This is a genomic window from Kineothrix sp. MB12-C1, from assembly GCF_030863805.1.
Classification (GTDB): domain Bacteria; phylum Bacillota; class Clostridia; order Lachnospirales; family Lachnospiraceae; genus Kineothrix.
In genome coordinates, this window is the sequence record NZ_CP132957.1 from 1,402,857 (window position 1) to 1,419,151 (window position 16,295).

Sequence of the window (16,295 nt, forward strand, 5' to 3'; positions counted from 1 at the left end):
CCGCTCCCTTTCGTAATAGTTACCTTTCTTCTATAATTCTCCTTCGCTCAGCCTGCGAAACAACTCGTGACTATCGATGACAGTACCTAAATACTTGTTAATATCCTCAAGATGAACCTGATTCACCACTTCGGAATTAGTTGCCACACAATCACCGATTACATATCCGTCATAGTCCAGATAGAAGGCATCGGTAATCGTTGCCCGGATACAGCAATTGGTCTTAGTCCCTACCACCAACACATTTTTGATTCCGTTTTCCCGCAGCACCAGATCCAGATCCGTACCGAAGAATCCGCTGTAGCGTCGTTTCTTGATAATATAATCCTTTTCCTCATCCACCAAAAGCATCGGATCTATTTCCTCTCCACCGCTTCCTTCAATACAATTAGGGCGCATACTTGCCGCTTTGCGGTCGAATTTCCCCTTTCGGTTACAGTGCTGTAAGAATACAATTAAAACCCCATTTTCCCGGCAGGTTTCAAGGACCGTTCTTATCCGCGGCAGAATTTTTCTATTTTGGGGGTAGAAAACAAGCCCCTCCGGATCAGTAAAGTCCTTTACCATATCTACAATTAATAAAGCCGTCTTCGTCGTCTTTGCCATCTGTCCCTACCTCCATCACATCGCGGATCCAAGTCCCCGCTCTTTTATATTTTTATATTTTACGCCGGAAACTATTGCCAGTACGGCTACCATAATAATATATGGAATAATATCGAACAAACCGGAAGCCGGTCCCGCATAAATACTTAAATTTACCGCCAATGCCCTGGCCACTCCGAATAAAATCGCATACATCGAAGACAACACCGGACGTCCCTGACCGCAATAGATTGCAGCAATGGCAATGAATCCACGCCCGGCCGTCATGTCGTTGGTATATAAGCCCAGACGTTCCACCGAAAGATTCACCCCTGCCAAAGCACAGCAGAAAGCACCGATTAGTACTGCCGCATACTTATAATAATTTACCTTGATTCCCAGGCTGGAGGCAGAGTCCTCATTTTCTCCTGCCACTCGCACATAGATACCGAATCTAGTCTTATACATCAGCACATAAGAGCAGGCGATTCCAATAAATGCCAAGTAAGTAATCGGCGGATGTCCGCTTATGATACTTCCAAGAAGCGGAACTTTTCCAATCAGAGGTATATGAATCTTATAGTTTGCAATATTAACATTCTGCAGCGTTATGTTTGCCGTACCCATTATCTGCATGACAAACCCGGCAATTGCAGAAGTTATCAGATTGATTGCAAGACCTACCACAATTACATTTCCACGATAGCTGATTCCGAGTATCGAAAAGATAAAACCGTACACAAGCGTCGATAAAACAGCTAGAAAAATGGATAATGGCAAGCTTCCGCTAAAGAACATCACAAGGGTTGCCACAAAAGCACCATTAAGCATCATTCCTTCCAGCGCAATATTTAAAACATTTGCCTTATAAGCAAACATTCCGCCGATAACACAGAGAATGATCGGTGTGCTGTGATAGATCGTGTCATACAAAATATTACTCAACAAACCCATTATGCTGCCTCCTTTTTATCTTTTCCTACTTTTTTGAACCGTGCAAATATATCGCGGTTATCGGATATGAATTTTACGGCCAGGAATAATATAATCAGCCCCTGAATCAAGGCCACAATTTCCTTCGGAACATTCGTATACATATTGATATTATCGCTTCCTGTTTTAAGAGCTGAATAAAAAACAGCAGCAATCAGAATACCAATCGGTGAATGTCCTCCTAAAAGGGCAATCAGCATTCCATCCCAGCCAAGGCCGGGAGTACCGGAGAAACTCAGCGTATATTTAAACTGTTCGCTCATCATAAATCCTGCTCCTGCCAGCCCTGCCAGCGCTCCGCTTAACAGCATCAGTACAATAGTCTTTTTACCAGTGTTCATTCCTACCGCTTCTGAAAATTCCGGGTTCATTCCGAGTGCAGTCAGTTCATATCCAAGCTTCGATTTTTTCATCACAATATACATAATTATCAGCACTACAATCGCTATAAAAAAGAACATCGTCAGCCGCGACCTGCCAAATCTGGAAAACATCGCACCTTCCGCAATAGTAGGGGTTGCCACGTAGCCGGAGCTCAAATCGCGGAATACACCGGTGGATAAAAACTCCAACAGCTTTGCCATTGCATAATTCAACATCAGAGTTACTACCATTTCATTGACACCGCATTTTGCCTTTAAGATTGCCGGAATCAAAGCAAACAGCATTCCGCAAAGGATGCCCACTGCAAAACAGATAAGTTTGTGCAGGAGGGGATTCATATTGTGTATGTAAGCACCGCAGATTCCTGCAAAAAATCCTCCAAGCAAAAGCTGTCCTTCCACACCCATATTGTATAAATTTGCCTTAAAGGTTACCGCAATCGCCAGACCGGTAATAATCAGCGGCGAGGCATAATGTAAGGTGTTCATAAAGCCTGTGGAAGTTAGAAAAGATTTCTCCAACAAAATCCAATAAGTAGATAGAGGATTTTCACCTATCCCTGCAATTACAATGCCGCCAATGATAAAAGCCAGCAAAATCGGCAATATCGAGTTTAGTATACTTTTTATCAGTTGCTTTTCTTTACTCATGCGCGGCCTCCTTTGCTTTCGAATTTATTCCTGCCATAAACAATCCAAGCGCTACCGAATCTATCTCATTGCGGTACATTTTACCGGAAATTTTCCCTTTATACATAACCAGAACCTGATCCGAAAGACTGAGTATTTCGGAAAGCTCACTGGATACCAGTATGACTGCATTTCCTTCATCCCTGAATTTCAATATCTGTTTGTGAATAAACTCGATGGAACCAATATCCACACCGCGAGTAGGCTGACAAGCAATTAAAAGCTTTGGATCTGCCGAAAGCTCCCTGGCAACAATAATTTTTTGCGCATTTCCACCCGAAAGGCAGGAAACTTTACCGTCTAAGTCACCAACTCGTATATCAAATTCTTTTATGAATCCATCTCTTCTTTGGCAAATGGCTTTTTGATTCAGGATTCCCCTCTGGCAGACCTCTTTATCTCCGTGATAACCGGCAATACAGTTTTCCGCAACGCTCATATCCTTACACAGTCCTTGTGCATAACGGTCCTCAGGAATAATTCCCATCCCTTCCTCTCGCAACCTTGCCGGCCATTGGTTTGTAATATCCTGTCCTAAAAAAGTGGCCTTCCCGCTGGTGGATTCCATCAACCCTGTAATTACCTTTATCAACTCTGACTGCCCGTTTCCTTCTACTCCGGCAATTCCGAGAATTTCTCCTTTTCGCACACAGAAGGATACATCGGAAACAACTTCTTTGCCGTAAGCATTGGTCGTACAAAGCTTCTCTGCTTCGTATACCACTTCCTCTTGAATCGGCTTCTTTCTGCTGCTGTCCACCGTCAGAACAACGTTTCTCCCTACCATCATCTGGGCTAATTCCTCTTCGTTCGTCTCCCTGGTCAAAACGCTGCCTACTACCTTTCCGCGTTTAATTACGGTAACACTGTCACTGACCTCCATAACTTCACGCAGCTTATGAGTGATAATGATGATCGTCTTCCCTTGTTTCTTCATATTCTTCAGATTGACCATAAGTTCATCGACTTCCTTCGGTGTCAGCACAGCCGTTGGCTCATCCAGAATCAAAATATCGACATTGCGGTAAAGCATCTTTAAAATTTCTACTCGTTGTCTGCCGCCTACGGAAATATCTTCAATCTTATCCAATGGATTCAACTCAAAATGATATTCCTCAATCAAGCGCTGAACCCGTTCAATCTCTGCTTTTTTGTCCACAAACGGAGTCCTGCCCTTGCAAATTTCAACACCCAGAAGAATATTTTCATATACTGTCAGGCTGGGCACCAGCTTAAAATGCTGGTGCACCATGCCTATCCCATTTGCGATAGCATCAATAGGGCTGTTTAACCTGACTTCCTTACCGCGAATCAGGATTTTCCCGCTGGTAGGCTGTAGAAGGCCATAGAGCATATTCATCAGAGTAGATTTTCCCGCACCATTTTCTCCTACGATGCACTTTATCTCTTCCGCTTCCACACTCAGGTTAATCGCATCATTGGCTGTGAAATCTCCAAATTTTTTTGTTAAGTTCACTACTTCTATCATGCTCATACGTAGAATCTCCCATTTTATTGTTTATATCATTTAATGGTTATATTTGTACATGATGCTGTATCAAGTTCTTCTCCAACCTGAGCATTGGTAACCTTGATGCTTCCGTCACCAATCTTTGCTTTTAAATCATCAAGATACTTAATAATCTCATCCCACTTTGCTTTCGCTTCATCAGTATCTGCCAATACCTTCTGAATCTCTGTCAAATCCGTAATCGAGGTTGCACCGGAAGCCAATGAAAAGGTCTGTAAATTTTCTGTCTCACTTATTGTTCCTTCCACAACCGCTTTCGTAATGTCATATACCGGCACTTCGGTATTTTTGATTACACTGGTTAAAATATATCCCGGCTGTAAGGCATCCTTATCTGCATCTACATGGATTGCCAGCTTACTTTCTTCTTTTGCCTTAGCCGCAACACCGTCGCCCACACTTCCCGCTACCGCATATACCAAATTAGCGCCTTGATTATAGAAGGTACCCGCTACTGTGCTTCCGGTTGCCGGATCAGAAAAACCTGCATCATATTTTGCATAGTAGTCATAGTTAACACCTAGATCGGCAGCAGCCTGATTGATTCCTTCAATAAATCCATAAGAAAATACAGTAATACCGTTAGAATTTGTTCCGCCTACAAATCCAATAGTGCGTCCTCCCTGATCGATCGGAGTAAATTTGTACTGATTGGCAGCAAACAAAACATCTGCATTTTCCAATGCTTGAACAGATAGAGCACCTGCAATATAGGATGCTTCATGAACATCGAAGAGTACAGAAATTACGTTTTTGTGCAGTACATTTCCACTCGCATCAATATTCGGATTGTCATTAAAGATTACAAATGTAGTATCCGGATACATCTCCGCAATCGGCTTGGAACCTCCTACTACTTTTATCAATGCATCGAAGTCGTACTCCAAACTGAAAATAACATTATAACCGTCCCCTGACAGAGTTTCCAAAGCCGCCGGAACTCCATTGGTAGGTTCCACGACCTTATATTCCACGCCAAGCTCGTCCGCAACTTTCTTCGCCCCTGCTACTGCAGATTGGTTATATCCATTGTCGTTTTGCCCTGCGGAATCACAAACAATAGCAATTTTAACATCGGACTTCGCACCGTTTTCTTTATTTTCTTCACTTTTTGCACCGCAACCGGTGAATAATCCTACTGCCATGGTTACCGTTAAAACAACCCCTAAAAACTTTTTCATTTTATTCATCCTTTAACCTCCTACATTATAAGCCCCAATTTTTATCTTCTTCTCCCGGGACTGTCTGCACTTCACTTCCTGCTACTGCTATCACCTATCTGCTCCATATAAAACTTGTACTGGTCGGTTCTGTAATAGCACTGGAAATACTCAATCGGTATCTCCTTTCCATTCACGACTCCATAGGTCACACAACCGAACAAAATAACCGGTAACTGCTCGTCAATATCCAGATATTCAGCGATCTCCTCATCCGTTAGAACAGCTTCCAGTGTCCTTCTGGATTTTGCAAATTTCACATGATACTGATTCTGGATCAATTGATATAATGGCTGTTCGTTAAAATCATACTGTTCAATCCCCGGAAATATCTTCTGCGGAAGATAAGTAATCGTATAATTCAACGGTTCCCCATCCGCCATCGTAATCCTCCCTAGCCGAAGCAGCTTATCATTGGCAGCCACATTTAAAATCCTTGCTCTCTTTGCATCTGCTGCAATTACCTCACTGACCGTTACTTTTTTTGAAGGCGTCTTTCCCAACCGAATTACATCCTCGGTACAGCTCGTAATAGCAAACAAGTTCTGGCTGTATACCTCATCATTCTTGACATATGTACCCTTACCCTGAATTCGATAAAGGTAACCCCCTGCCACCAACTCATCAATCGCTTTTCGCACCGTAATCCGGCTAACCTGATACTGCTCCATCAATTCTCGTTCGCTGGGAATCAATGTACTGGGGCCATACTCTTCCTCTTCTATCTTCTGTATCAGTTCTTTTTTTAATACAAAATATTTGGGAATTCTGCTTTCCTCCATTCTTCTCCCCTTTCTTTTTTATTGTTATGTCATCATGTTGTCATGTCGTCATGACCAGTTGTATTTTTATTATAACGCTATTTTCTATTTTGTCAACATATTATCCAACTTTTTTATTTTATCTCTATGTATTTTGTGTGTTTTGTACTATGTAATTTTCTGACGCATCAAAATACGTTGTAAGAACCACTACAAATAACATTTAAAGTATTGATATCTGTATTTTTCTATGAAAACTCTTCGGAACAATCTTTTGCAGAAAAAAAGGTTGCCATTTACTTGGCAACCTGATCAATGTAAAATTTGTATTTGTCGGTTCGATAATAGCACTTAAAATTCTCGATTGGCAACTCATGTCCATTTATAAGCCCGAAGGTAACACAGCTAAAAAGAATGACCGGCATCCGCGATTCAATTTCTAAGTACTCAGCAATTTCGTCCTTTACCAGAACCGCTTCTATGGTTCTTCGTGCCTTTGTAATCACTACGTCATATTCACCAGTCAAAACCTGATATAAAGACTCCTTTGCAAAATCATGTTTTTCTAATTTGGGGAAAAGTTTAAGCGGAAGATAGGTTAACGTGTAATTTAGAGGCTCCTTGTCGGCATATAAAACCCTGCCTAAACGAAAGACCTTATCTTCGTCTGCAAGATTCAACGCTTTGGCTCTTTTTCTGTCAGTTTTAACAATTTCGGAGATTATTACCTGTTTGCTCGGCTCCATCCCCATATCGCGCACAGCCTGTGTGCAACTGACAAGTGAAAAGAGATCGTTTCCTCTCTCATCTCCCTTTACATAAGTTCCCTTTCCCTGTATCCGGTATAGATAGCCTTCAATTACCAATTCATCAATCGCTTTGCGGACTGTTATCCGGCTTACATGATATTGCTCCATAAGCTCGCGTTCACTTGGAATCAGATTCTGGGTCGTATATTCTTCGGCTTCAATTTTGCGAATGATTTCCTGCTTTAACAGATAATATTTTGGTACCAGCCTTTCTTCATACATTCGTATTGCCCCTCTTTTTCATAGTATTTGTGATTTTGTGGATAGATCTTTACTCAAATGTTTTACGAAATACTGTCACTCTAATAACCTTATCAATATTGAAACGAGATCTATTCACTCTCTTCGAATGCTTCTCCACAGGCGTAAGAATCGAACAGCCATGTACGACTTACATCATCCTTTTTCCCCTTTATTATAGCATCCCACCTCCCTTGTTTCAATTAGATTCAACATGGATTGATTATTCGTCTCTATAAATCCTTCCGCCAACAGAACCACTGATATTTTCCCGATCGGGAATATCAATAACAAATGTGCATTCTTAGCCTTTTCTATTCCAAATTTGTGCTAAGATATCTTTCAGAACCAGAAAAGCGTCTTCGGCACTATATCCATATTCCTGTTGCAATCGGGCTAGCATTTCTTTTAATTTTATAATATAAGCCTCAACTTTAACCTCCTGCTGATAGGTTGTCAAAACCGGGTATTTTTTCCCCCACATCTTTGTCCAATCAATTTTCTTTTGAGTTTCTTCGCTTGTCTTTTCGATGACTTCTTCAATTTCTTTTACTTCGATATCAAAACTTACTAATTCATCCAAAGTAATATGATATAGGGCAGACAATTTTTTTGACTGGCGTATATCCGGGAGTGTTTCATCAAGCTCCCATTTAGAAATAGTCTGTCTGCTTACACCTAGCTTTTCTGCCACTTCTTCCTGCGATAAGCCGCTTCTTTTCCGGGCACTGAATAAACTGTTTCCTAAACTCATAGTTATTACCTCCTTCTTTTTATATGTAAACCAAGTATAGGTGATATATGGATAGAAATCTACCAACAGCATTTCACATTTATGCCCGTTTTCTTAACATTACGGAGCTCAGATCATAACTCATTGGGCACTGTCTTCATTGTTTTCGACCATAACAAAAGGACACTGACCAAATTTTCAATTGGAAAGTGCCCCTAAAAATACTCAAATTCTGTCTTATTGGCAAGTCTTATTGGTAAAATCCATGTGATATAGTTTTTCCCAATGGTTTACATTTAAAATTCCCTTTGTGAGATGAATTGCTAAAAAAACGCAGTTTTCATCCTTTTCATTATTTGCCATGTCGTACCAATCGGAAAAGGCTTTGCGAAGCTTGTTTCTTATTTCAGCATTTTTAGGGTCGAGCACCCAACCGAGATTTTCACCTACTCCGCAAGCAGTAAACATCTCATGACAAGCCGCAATTGAAACTTCCGAGTTTTGTGCAATTTCCTGCATTTTGTTCGATTTTCCATATGTGACAACATAAAATGCACCGTCTTCATAATAAGCGTCCACAACACGGACGTTAGGGCAAGGTTTTCCGTCTATACTCGGCTCAAGCGCAATTGTCGCCAGCGAGATGTTATTATCCTTTCCATTGCCGAATGCCTCATCAATTAATTTTAATCCTTCTTCATACATACTCATTTCATTTTCCTCCCAATTAATTTTATTAATTTAGATGATTGCGAAACTCATCAACTGTTATAATTTCATACACAACTAGCACAACTTAAATATGAAAGAATGGTATGAAAGATTTTTCAAGCGATTTTAGGCCACGGAGCGGAGATATAGGAATCCCTTGAAGCCTTTGCTGAAAAGGATTCCTTCTCTGGCTCAGCATAGTGCTTGGCATAACCAGAGCTTGGAAAACTTTCATACCATCTTTCTTTACCATCTATATTTGTTGTGTATGAAATTTTCACAACTTATCTGTTTCGCAATTACTTAAACTTTACTGATCTTATGTCTTTTCCCGTTTCTTAAAAGGAATCCACAACTCCGCATAAGCGACACCGGACGTATTTTGATAATACATCTCGGGGAAAAATCCATCGGCAATCAAATCATGCTTTTTCAACCAAAATCGAGTGTATTTCATCGCTTTTCCCATACAAATAATCATCTGGTCGTGACTCTCTGCCTCGAATCCGCAAACTACATATTCCCGTACAGGCAGCTGCCAATTTGCAAAATTACGGCTTTCCTTATCTTTTGCGACTTCTGCTCCAATAAAATAACTGGAATAACCGTCTGGTGCATCGCCGTGATAAGAAACACCGATCAAACGTCCTTTCGAGACACGAGGAATATTCGGAAGTTCCCCGAAAAACCTGTCCCAAATCTCACTGACCGTATCGACACCGGTTCTTTCTCCGGACATTTTACCATATTTGAATGGATAATATCCCGTCACACCGAGAAAACAAATCGGTTCTTCAAGAAATTTTCGGTTCATTTCCAGCACCAATCCGTCACTAATCAGCGGCACACCTTCATCTATCACTATGTAGCCAAGGAGTAAATCAGGTTTATGAAAATTCTGTAAGCTAACAGGTTTATCCCGGTACTGCGATGGGGTAATACCGTAAGTTTCCTTAAAAGCTCGCGTAAAAGTTTCGTGACTGCCAAAACCGTATTCCATTGCAATGTCGATAATATGTTTTTTCTTATCACGCAGCGGAGCGGTTGCCCTTGCCAATCGACGTAATTTTATATAATCCCGGACCGATGTTTTTACCAATCGCGTGAACAATCGCTGATAATAAAACAGTGAAAGTGCGGCAATTTCTGCCAACTCCTCGATTTGCATTTCCTCGCCGATATGCTCTTCGATGTGATTCAGCGTTTTCTGTATGGCTTCCCATGCATGCATTATAATTCCCTCTCTATAAAAATATACCACGGTCGAAAAACAAATGCTTGACCGTGTCTGCTCTTTTTGTCAACCGTGTGAAATATAAATTCATAACGACTCTGACATCATTTAATAATTGTTAAGACGAAGTTATCTGACCACCATTTACATGAATTGTTTGCCCGGTTACAAAACGTGAATCATCGGAGGCAAGATAAACATAGGCAGGTGCAATTTCAAAAGGCTGCCCGTTACGCTGCATAGGGTTACCGGGTTGAGTAACGGTATCTGCAGAAAAGCTAGAAGGGATTAACGGAGTCCATACCCGCCCGGGGGCAACGGCGTTCACACGGATACCTTTACTTACCAGATTATTGGCAAGTGCACGGGTGAAGCCGACGATAGCAGATTTCGATGCACTATAATCAATTAGTTGATCATTGCCATAATAAGCTACAACGGATGCTGTATTGATGATTGAATCACCTGGATTTAAATGGGGGAGTGCAGCTCTCGTAGTATAGAAATGTGAATATATATTAACTTTAAAGGTATCATCAAACTGTTCGTCTGAGATATCAAGTAGGCTTAACTGTTGAAATTGTATGCCTACATGATTGCATAAAATATTAAGCTTACCAAAGGTTTTAATCGTCTTATCAACGATAAAAATACACTGTTCTTTTACCCTTAAATCTCCAGGTAAAAGTAAGCATCTCCGTCCTAATTCTTCGACTCTCTTTTTCGTTCGATGAGCGTCCTCATGCTCGTCTAAATAGGAAATGGCAACATCTGCACCTTCTTTGGCAAAAGATATTGCTATGGCTGCACCAATACCACTATCACCACCTGTTATAAGTGCAACTTTATCTTTTAGCTTTCCACTTCCTATATAATTACAGTTTTCTATAATCGGCCTTGGTAACATTAACTTTTCAAGGCCAGGCTGTCGTATTTGACGTTGTTCAGGTACTGCAATCGGAACCTCTTCATATTGTGTTATTTTCCCGTAATTAGGATACATGGGATAATCCTGTTCCTTATTTTTAATGCTGTAAAATTGATTACCTTCCAATTTAATATTGTCCTCAGAAAACATCTTAACATTATTTTATGCTACTAAGGCCTTGCAGTGTATACTTTTCAGATTTCTATATTGATTTTACTATCAATTATTAAGTTATTTAATATACTATGAATATAAGTGACTAAAAAAGATTGGAGACATCGATTGTGTTACACGATAATACCTGTAAGGATGTAAACTTACTTTTAGTATATGATTCTGATGCTAAAGTAGGAGTAGTGTATACAGCTAATAATCATACATTTGAATTACCAGAAATAGGATTTAGACCACCATATTATTGTAATCCTAGATGCGAGCCTTATTACACCATTATTTAGATATTCAATTATAGTATATCTTCTTTTAATGGTATCCACTGCTTTATCCATTTTCCTTTGTTTTTCTCTTTGTTCTACACTGGAAAACAATTCAATCTGTTCCCTCAACATGGCACAGGCTAATAAACTCTCGCATGATGCCTGTGATGTATTTGTTTTTGTGGTGGATGATGAAAAACTTCCGTTTGAGGGACATCCCTTCAATCGGCCTGCTGATAAGGCTGCCTTGCACCAGAAGGGGTTCCACCAGCATGAGGGGCAATACGGCTACCCCCAGACCATTGACTACTGCCTGCACTATGGCCTGAGTGCTGATGCTTTCCCATGCGGGTTCGATATCGATATCATGCAACAGCAGGGCACTTTCCAATATCTCACGTCCTCCGCTGCCACTCTCCCGCATCAGAAAGGGTTCCTCTTTCAACTGGCCCGGTGTCACCGATATCTGCGTCTCCCAATGATGGCCAGGGGCAAATATTAACACCAACTCATCATCCCGGAACGCCTCACTGACAAGCTGTGAACTGTGAGCCACCCCCTCTATTAGACCCAGATCGATTTGGTTGTTCAATACAGATTGCTCAATTTTTTTGGAATTGTCCACCTGCATTTTTACGGCTATACCAGGTCGGTTTTTGGCAAAGGATTTCAACAAACCCGGTATTAGATAATTTCCTATGGTTATACTAGTCCCGATATGCAGAGTGCCTCTACTATCTAAATTCTGTGCTTCGACTTCCATTTCGTCGAACATCAAAACGATGTGCTGTGCATAAGGCAGTAGTTTCCTTCCGGCATCAGTCAAATATAGCCGCTTGGAGAGCCGGTCAAACAACTTGACTCCATAGTGCTTTTCCAACTCCGACACTGCAAAGCTGACAGTAGGCTGCGCCATAAACAGTTTTTGTCCGGCTTTGGTGATACTGCCTTCTTCACATACCGCCACAAAGATCTTCAAGTGCCGAATAGTCATATTTCTTTCCTTCTCTCTATACATGGTTAAATAGCTATGATATTCATATAATAATACTATTTTTATTATATGAAGGCAAGGCTTATAATGTATATAGTAAAGGAGGATATCTGTGGAAAAAAATCTAAAAAATTATTTTAAGCTATTCAAATCTATGTTCTTTCTAAGTGCTTTCACTTTTGGCGGTGGGTATGTCATCATCCCATTGATGAAGAAAAAATTTGTGGATGAATTGGCATGGCTGGAGGAAGAGGAAATGCTGAACATGGCAGCAATCGCCCAATCCTCGCCAGGAGCAATGGCAGTCAATGCTTCCATTCTGGTAGGTTGGCGGATAATGGGCTTATCAGGCGCACTGGTGGCGATCCTTGGCACCGCGTTGCCACCGTTCATCATCCTCTCCGTCATCTCATTGTTCTACGCCGCCTTTCGTGACAATGCCATCGTGAGCGCCGTGCTCAAGGGCATGATGGCCGGCGTATGTGCAGTAATTTTCGATGTAGTATTCATAATGGGCGGCAATATCATCAAGGCAAAAAAGTGGTTGCCCATTCTCATCATGGCAGGGACTTTCGCCGTATACTTTTTCCTGCATATTAACATCATTTACATTATTCTATTCTGCGGTACTCTGGGGGCATTGGTGAGCCTGCATGACAAACGAACCGGAAAGGAGCACATATAAGATATGATTTATCTGCAACTATTTTGGAGTTTCTTTCAAATCGGTTTGTTCAGTTTTGGTGGTGGCATGGCTGCTATGCCGTTGATACAAAATCAGGTGGTTGATCTCCACAACTGGCTTTCTCTTACGGAATTTACAGATCTTATCACCATTTCAGAAACAACACCGGGTCCCATCGCTATCAACTCGGCCACATTCGTGGGAACCCGAATCGCAGGCGTGGGTGGGGCCTTAGTATCTACCTTGGGCTGTATCCTGCCCTCATGTTTCATTGTGTTGCTGCTGGCATGGCTATACAACAAATACAATGAGATGGCGGTAATAAGGGGCGTGCTTGCGGGCTTGCGGCCCACAGTGGTCGCCCTGATTCTGTCGGCAGGGATGTCCATTCTTGTGCTGGCGTTCTGGGGGACAGATGGCTTCACTGAGAATATAACCTCTATTGACTTCATCGCCGTTTCTCTATTTGCAGCCGGGTTTTTCCTGCTACGGCGGTTTAAGCTGAACCCTATCTTTATCATGCTGGGCAGTGGTATAATTGGCGGAACCTGCTATCTCCTAATTTAAGGAGGTAATAGAAATGATTATCATAGTAAAAATTCATGGCTATTCGGTGGATACTGACCATTATTTCTATCATCATTTTTTCCTGGATAGCTGACAAAATGATAAAAGATAAGGACTTGCAGGGCAAAGTGCTGACACAAGCGGGGCTTCACATCAATCGGGATGCCTGTATGGGTTGTACTCTCTGTGCAAAAAATTACCCCGAAGTATTCGAGATACAAAATAAGAAAGCCTTTGTAAAATCGTATGAAGAATTGGACATGGATAAATTAGAAAACACAATAAAGTCATGTCCAACTATAACAAATATATTTATTCTATCTATTAGCCTTAACGGTACGTAATGCAAATAATTGGAAACCAGATAGTTAAATTCATTTTCTTGTATTGCTTTTTCAATCGATTACACAATATTAACTTTTCCGTCTGCAAGCTGCACTACATATTGTAAAACATATTAATTATATTAGATGCCTGCCTACACAGAAAAAGATAGCTAGTTATTTATACCGGCTATCTTTTTGCTCATATTATTTATTTACATGTTCTTTGGATATTTGCTTAGTGTCCGCGGATAATGTCCGGCCTGGATATCATTATATCTATTGAATTTTATCGATTATTCTACCGGAAACCCTCCTGCCACCATGCAGTTATCTGCCGAATATTCTGCTGCCTTGCTAAGCGCAGCCTGAATAGCCGTTCTCTCCGCTTTTTTTCCCTTCCGCCACCCCTGATTGAATAATTCTACCACCAGAGCGGCGACAAAAGAATCCCCGGCACCCATGGTGTCTACAGGCTCCCGGTACTGCATCGCACCCCCGATCAGTTCGCTGCCGTTATAGAAATACTGCCCTTTGCTGCCTTGGGTAATTAATACATTCTTCGGACCGTATTCCATGATTTTCTTCGCAAATTTATAGGCCTCCTCTTCGGTATCATAGTCACAGGAGAATAACGCCAATTCAACATAAGGTCCCACTTTGTGCAGATAATCCGGTGTCCGGTACTTCTCTTTCGTGGAAAAATCAAAGGTTACAAGCGCGGATAATTCGTTCAATTTATATATTTCATCTTCCATCTTCGCATTACAGCTGCTGTGAATGACATCGAACTGCTCCATGAATTCCAGTTCCTTCGTTCCAATCGTCAGCGGACCGGACCATTGATTCCCCAAATCTAAGCGAACGAAGCTCCGTTCTCCTTCCACGACCTCATAATAGCAGCATTTTGTCGTTCCTCCGGGTATTGTGATACAGCGGGATATATCGACTCCTACTTTATGTAAAGAAGTACGGATACAATCCGAGAAAGAATCTTCCCCGAGATTCCCCAGGTAGGACGCCTGCTGCCCCAATAACGCACCGTGAGCAGCTACATTGACTGCATTACCGCCGGGATACATCACATTCAGATTCGTATAATAATCGATTACATTATCGCCTAAACCTAATATCTTCATAATTAATAATCACTCTTTCTATAATATCTTCTGATATCCAGAGAATGGTTTGTAATTACCTCGATATTCTTACTGATTCTCTGAAGAACCGCCGCCATAACTACCGGCGATAGGTAACATCGGAAGCATTTGCTGATTCCGGGGAGCTGATAGTCTTTTGTATCAAAGCAGGTAAGCTTCTTCGTATGCTGTCCGGCAAACCTCTTTACCCGTTCATCCAGCAGTCTTGTCGGTCCCTCGGTTAACAGCAGTGTCACACAGACATCCTCCTCTAAAAGCTCCAGAGTGCCGTGGAAAAACTCCGGCGAGCTGACGGATTTAGTTCGAATCCACTGGGATTCCTCCAATACACACATAGAATAAGAATAGGCGGTGGGCCAAAGATCTCCCGATCCAATCCATATATTATACGGTTCTTTATGATAATCGGCGGCATATTTCTTACACTTTTCATCCGCCGCCTTCCTTACCTGTACCAATGCCGACGGCAAATTACGAAGCTCCTCAGCAAATTGCGGGTAATCGGGAAAGGCTCCCTGAATATATAATATTTTTCCGATTAAGAGGTAAAAGACCAGCTCCTGGGGACGTCCCTCTTTGTATACAATGCTGTAATCCGATATTTCTTCCAGAGGTGACTCCTCCACTCCGACTACCGATACCAGTCGAACTCCTCGTCCCTTCAAATGTTCCGCTGCCCGGAGCGTTTCCTTGGTGTCCCCTGACTTCGAGGTGAGAAATGCTACCGAACGGTCGCTCAACCGATTATACCCTGTCAGCAGCAAGTCCGCTGACAACATACTTCCTACATTTATTTCGGACATATTATTTATCATGTGTTCAAAAGGCTGCATCATCGCCAGAGAACCTCCTGAGGAGGTGAAAAACAATAAATCAAAGCCTTGTCCACAAATCTCTTCCGCTATTTTTTCTATCTTAGCCCGTTGATTATAAATATAAGCCCCATTTTCTATCATTTGTTCTTCATTAAAATTAATCAGAAAAGTGGCACATCTCTCAAAGAAGAGTGGCTATTTATTGTAAAGAAGGAAGATTTGAAGGAGCGGTAATAAAAGGGAAGATTTGGCTGATTCCAGAAAATGTAGAAAAGCCCAAAGATCCGCGCCGGTTGAAAAAGAAGATAAACGAGGAATAGTATACATGGGGACAGACATCAAGCCAATCATTCATAAAATATCGGATGATATAAGTACTTGATGCGGATGTCCTGGTCGAAAGGGAAATATCTGATGAAGATATGATAAAAAGTTTATTACATGTGGTTCTATGTCCAAAGAGTACAATACCTGAAAATGTACGATGTAGAAGTTG

General features: G+C 41.4%; 18 protein-coding genes. 4 read left to right on the forward strand and 14 right to left on the reverse strand.

The window, feature by feature from the left end:
* Positions 1-30: 30 nt before the first annotated feature.
* From RBB56_RS06570 to RBB56_RS06625, 12 genes are all read right to left on the reverse strand, one after another.
* Complete coding sequence (locus RBB56_RS06570) at positions 31-606, reverse strand: cysteine hydrolase family protein (protein ID WP_306721584.1); 576 nt, start codon at positions 604-606, stop codon at positions 31-33.
* A gap of 15 nt (positions 607-621) precedes the next feature.
* Entirely contained in the window at positions 622-1,539 is a 918-nt protein-coding gene (locus RBB56_RS06575; RefSeq protein ID WP_306721585.1) for an ABC transporter permease, read from the reverse strand.
* The gene (locus tag RBB56_RS06580; RefSeq protein ID WP_306721586.1) at positions 1,539-2,612 is read right to left on the reverse strand and encodes an ABC transporter permease; all 1,074 of its coding nucleotides are present in this window, start codon (positions 2,610-2,612) and stop codon (positions 1,539-1,541) included. The genes RBB56_RS06575 and RBB56_RS06580 overlap by 1 nt, the downstream gene beginning before the upstream one ends.
* Positions 2,605-4,146: an ABC transporter ATP-binding protein gene (locus RBB56_RS06585; protein ID WP_306721587.1), complete on the reverse strand. Its 1,542-nt coding sequence runs from the start codon at positions 4,144-4,146 to the stop codon at positions 2,605-2,607. Before RBB56_RS06585 ends, RBB56_RS06580 begins: the two co-directional genes overlap by 8 nt.
* A gap of 29 nt (positions 4,147-4,175) precedes the next feature.
* Positions 4,176-5,372 (reverse strand): BMP family lipoprotein, encoded by a 1,197-nt coding sequence (locus RBB56_RS06590; protein ID WP_331526674.1) that lies wholly within the window; start codon positions 5,370-5,372, stop codon positions 4,176-4,178.
* Between the two features lie 62 nt (positions 5,373-5,434).
* Complete coding sequence (locus RBB56_RS06595; RefSeq protein ID WP_306721588.1) at positions 5,435-6,184, reverse strand: GntR family transcriptional regulator; 750 nt, start codon at positions 6,182-6,184, stop codon at positions 5,435-5,437.
* A 275-nt stretch (positions 6,185-6,459) separates the two neighbouring features.
* A complete protein-coding gene (locus tag RBB56_RS06600; protein WP_306721589.1) occupies positions 6,460-7,194 on the reverse strand; it encodes a GntR family transcriptional regulator in 735 nt (244 codons plus the stop codon).
* Between the two features lie 322 nt (positions 7,195-7,516).
* Positions 7,517-7,966: a helix-turn-helix transcriptional regulator gene (locus RBB56_RS06605; protein ID WP_306721590.1), complete on the reverse strand. Its 450-nt coding sequence runs from the start codon at positions 7,964-7,966 to the stop codon at positions 7,517-7,519.
* Between the two features lie 216 nt (positions 7,967-8,182).
* Positions 8,183-8,656: a pyridoxamine 5'-phosphate oxidase family protein gene (locus tag RBB56_RS06610; RefSeq protein ID WP_306721591.1), complete on the reverse strand. Its 474-nt coding sequence runs from the start codon at positions 8,654-8,656 to the stop codon at positions 8,183-8,185.
* A 319-nt stretch (positions 8,657-8,975) separates the two neighbouring features.
* The gene (locus RBB56_RS06615) at positions 8,976-9,887 is read right to left on the reverse strand and encodes an AraC family transcriptional regulator (RefSeq protein ID WP_306721592.1); all 912 of its coding nucleotides are present in this window, start codon (positions 9,885-9,887) and stop codon (positions 8,976-8,978) included.
* 121 nt (positions 9,888-10,008) lie between these two features.
* Entirely contained in the window at positions 10,009-10,944 is a 936-nt protein-coding gene (locus tag RBB56_RS06620; RefSeq protein ID WP_331526677.1) for an SDR family oxidoreductase, read from the reverse strand.
* 423 nt (positions 10,945-11,367) lie between these two features.
* Entirely contained in the window at positions 11,368-12,249 is an 882-nt protein-coding gene (locus RBB56_RS06625) for a LysR family transcriptional regulator (protein WP_306721593.1), read from the reverse strand.
* A gap of 112 nt (positions 12,250-12,361) precedes the next feature.
* Between RBB56_RS06625 and RBB56_RS06630 the strand changes: the two genes are divergently transcribed.
* Genes RBB56_RS06630 through RBB56_RS06640 form a run of 3 tightly spaced genes read left to right on the forward strand, consistent with a single transcriptional unit; the run spans position 12,362 to position 13,845 of the window.
* On the forward strand, positions 12,362-12,934 hold the full coding sequence (locus RBB56_RS06630; RefSeq protein ID WP_306721594.1) for a chromate transporter: 573 nt from the start codon (positions 12,362-12,364) through the stop codon (positions 12,932-12,934).
* A gap of 3 nt (positions 12,935-12,937) precedes the next feature.
* Positions 12,938-13,501 carry a chromate transporter gene (locus RBB56_RS06635; RefSeq protein WP_306721595.1) on the forward strand — a complete coding sequence of 188 codons (564 nt, stop codon included), beginning with the start codon at positions 12,938-12,940 and terminating at the stop codon, positions 13,499-13,501.
* A gap of 35 nt (positions 13,502-13,536) precedes the next feature.
* Entirely contained in the window at positions 13,537-13,845 is a 309-nt protein-coding gene (locus RBB56_RS06640) for a ferredoxin (protein WP_306721596.1), read from the forward strand.
* A gap of 275 nt (positions 13,846-14,120) precedes the next feature.
* On the opposite strand, the gene RBB56_RS06645 is transcribed toward RBB56_RS06640, so the two are convergent.
* Together RBB56_RS06645 and RBB56_RS06650 are read right to left on the reverse strand one after the other, a co-directional pair.
* Positions 14,121-14,963 (reverse strand): PfkB family carbohydrate kinase, encoded by an 843-nt coding sequence (locus RBB56_RS06645; protein ID WP_306721597.1) that lies wholly within the window; start codon positions 14,961-14,963, stop codon positions 14,121-14,123.
* A gap of 2 nt (positions 14,964-14,965) precedes the next feature.
* Entirely contained in the window at positions 14,966-15,940 is a 975-nt protein-coding gene (locus tag RBB56_RS06650) for an SIS domain-containing protein (RefSeq protein ID WP_306721598.1), read from the reverse strand.
* A gap of 50 nt (positions 15,941-15,990) precedes the next feature.
* On the opposite strand from RBB56_RS06650, the gene RBB56_RS06655 reads away from it, so the two are divergent.
* Positions 15,991-16,119 carry a hypothetical protein gene (locus RBB56_RS06655; RefSeq protein WP_306721599.1) on the forward strand — a complete coding sequence of 43 codons (129 nt, stop codon included), beginning with the start codon at positions 15,991-15,993 and terminating at the stop codon, positions 16,117-16,119.
* Positions 16,120-16,295: the final 176 nt, after the last annotated feature.

Excerpts from the sequence above, each read along its gene's own strand:
- RBB56_RS06570 (WP_306721584.1), bottom strand. The coding sequence starts at position 606 with ATGGCAAAGACGACGAAGACGGCTTTATTAATTGTAGATATGGTAAAG.
- RBB56_RS06575 (WP_306721585.1), bottom strand. The coding sequence starts at position 1,539 with ATGGGTTTGTTGAGTAATATTTTGTATGACACGATCTATCACAGCACA.
- RBB56_RS06580 (WP_306721586.1), bottom strand. The coding sequence starts at position 2,612 with ATGAGTAAAGAAAAGCAACTGATAAAAAGTATACTAAACTCGATATTG.
- RBB56_RS06585 (WP_306721587.1), bottom strand. The coding sequence starts at position 4,146 with ATGAGCATGATAGAAGTAGTGAACTTAACAAAAAAATTTGGAGATTTC.
- RBB56_RS06590 (WP_331526674.1), bottom strand. The coding sequence starts at position 5,372 with ATGAATAAAATGAAAAAGTTTTTAGGGGTTGTTTTAACGGTAACCATG.
- RBB56_RS06595 (WP_306721588.1), bottom strand. The coding sequence starts at position 6,184 with ATGGAGGAAAGCAGAATTCCCAAATATTTTGTATTAAAAAAAGAACTG.
- RBB56_RS06600 (WP_306721589.1), bottom strand. The coding sequence starts at position 7,194 with ATGTATGAAGAAAGGCTGGTACCAAAATATTATCTGTTAAAGCAGGAA.
- RBB56_RS06605 (WP_306721590.1), bottom strand. The coding sequence starts at position 7,966 with ATGAGTTTAGGAAACAGTTTATTCAGTGCCCGGAAAAGAAGCGGCTTA.
- RBB56_RS06610 (WP_306721591.1), bottom strand. The coding sequence starts at position 8,656 with ATGAGTATGTATGAAGAAGGATTAAAATTAATTGATGAGGCATTCGGC.
- RBB56_RS06615 (WP_306721592.1), bottom strand. The coding sequence starts at position 9,887 with ATGCATGCATGGGAAGCCATACAGAAAACGCTGAATCACATCGAAGAG.
- RBB56_RS06625 (WP_306721593.1), bottom strand. The coding sequence starts at position 12,249 with ATGACTATTCGGCACTTGAAGATCTTTGTGGCGGTATGTGAAGAAGGC.
- RBB56_RS06635 (WP_306721595.1), top strand. The coding sequence starts at position 12,938 with ATGATTTATCTGCAACTATTTTGGAGTTTCTTTCAAATCGGTTTGTTC.
- RBB56_RS06640 (WP_306721596.1), top strand. The coding sequence starts at position 13,537 with ATGGCTATTCGGTGGATACTGACCATTATTTCTATCATCATTTTTTCC.
- RBB56_RS06645 (WP_306721597.1), bottom strand. The coding sequence starts at position 14,963 with ATGAAGATATTAGGTTTAGGCGATAATGTAATCGATTATTATACGAAT.
- RBB56_RS06650 (WP_306721598.1), bottom strand. The coding sequence starts at position 15,940 with ATGATAGAAAATGGGGCTTATATTTATAATCAACGGGCTAAGATAGAA.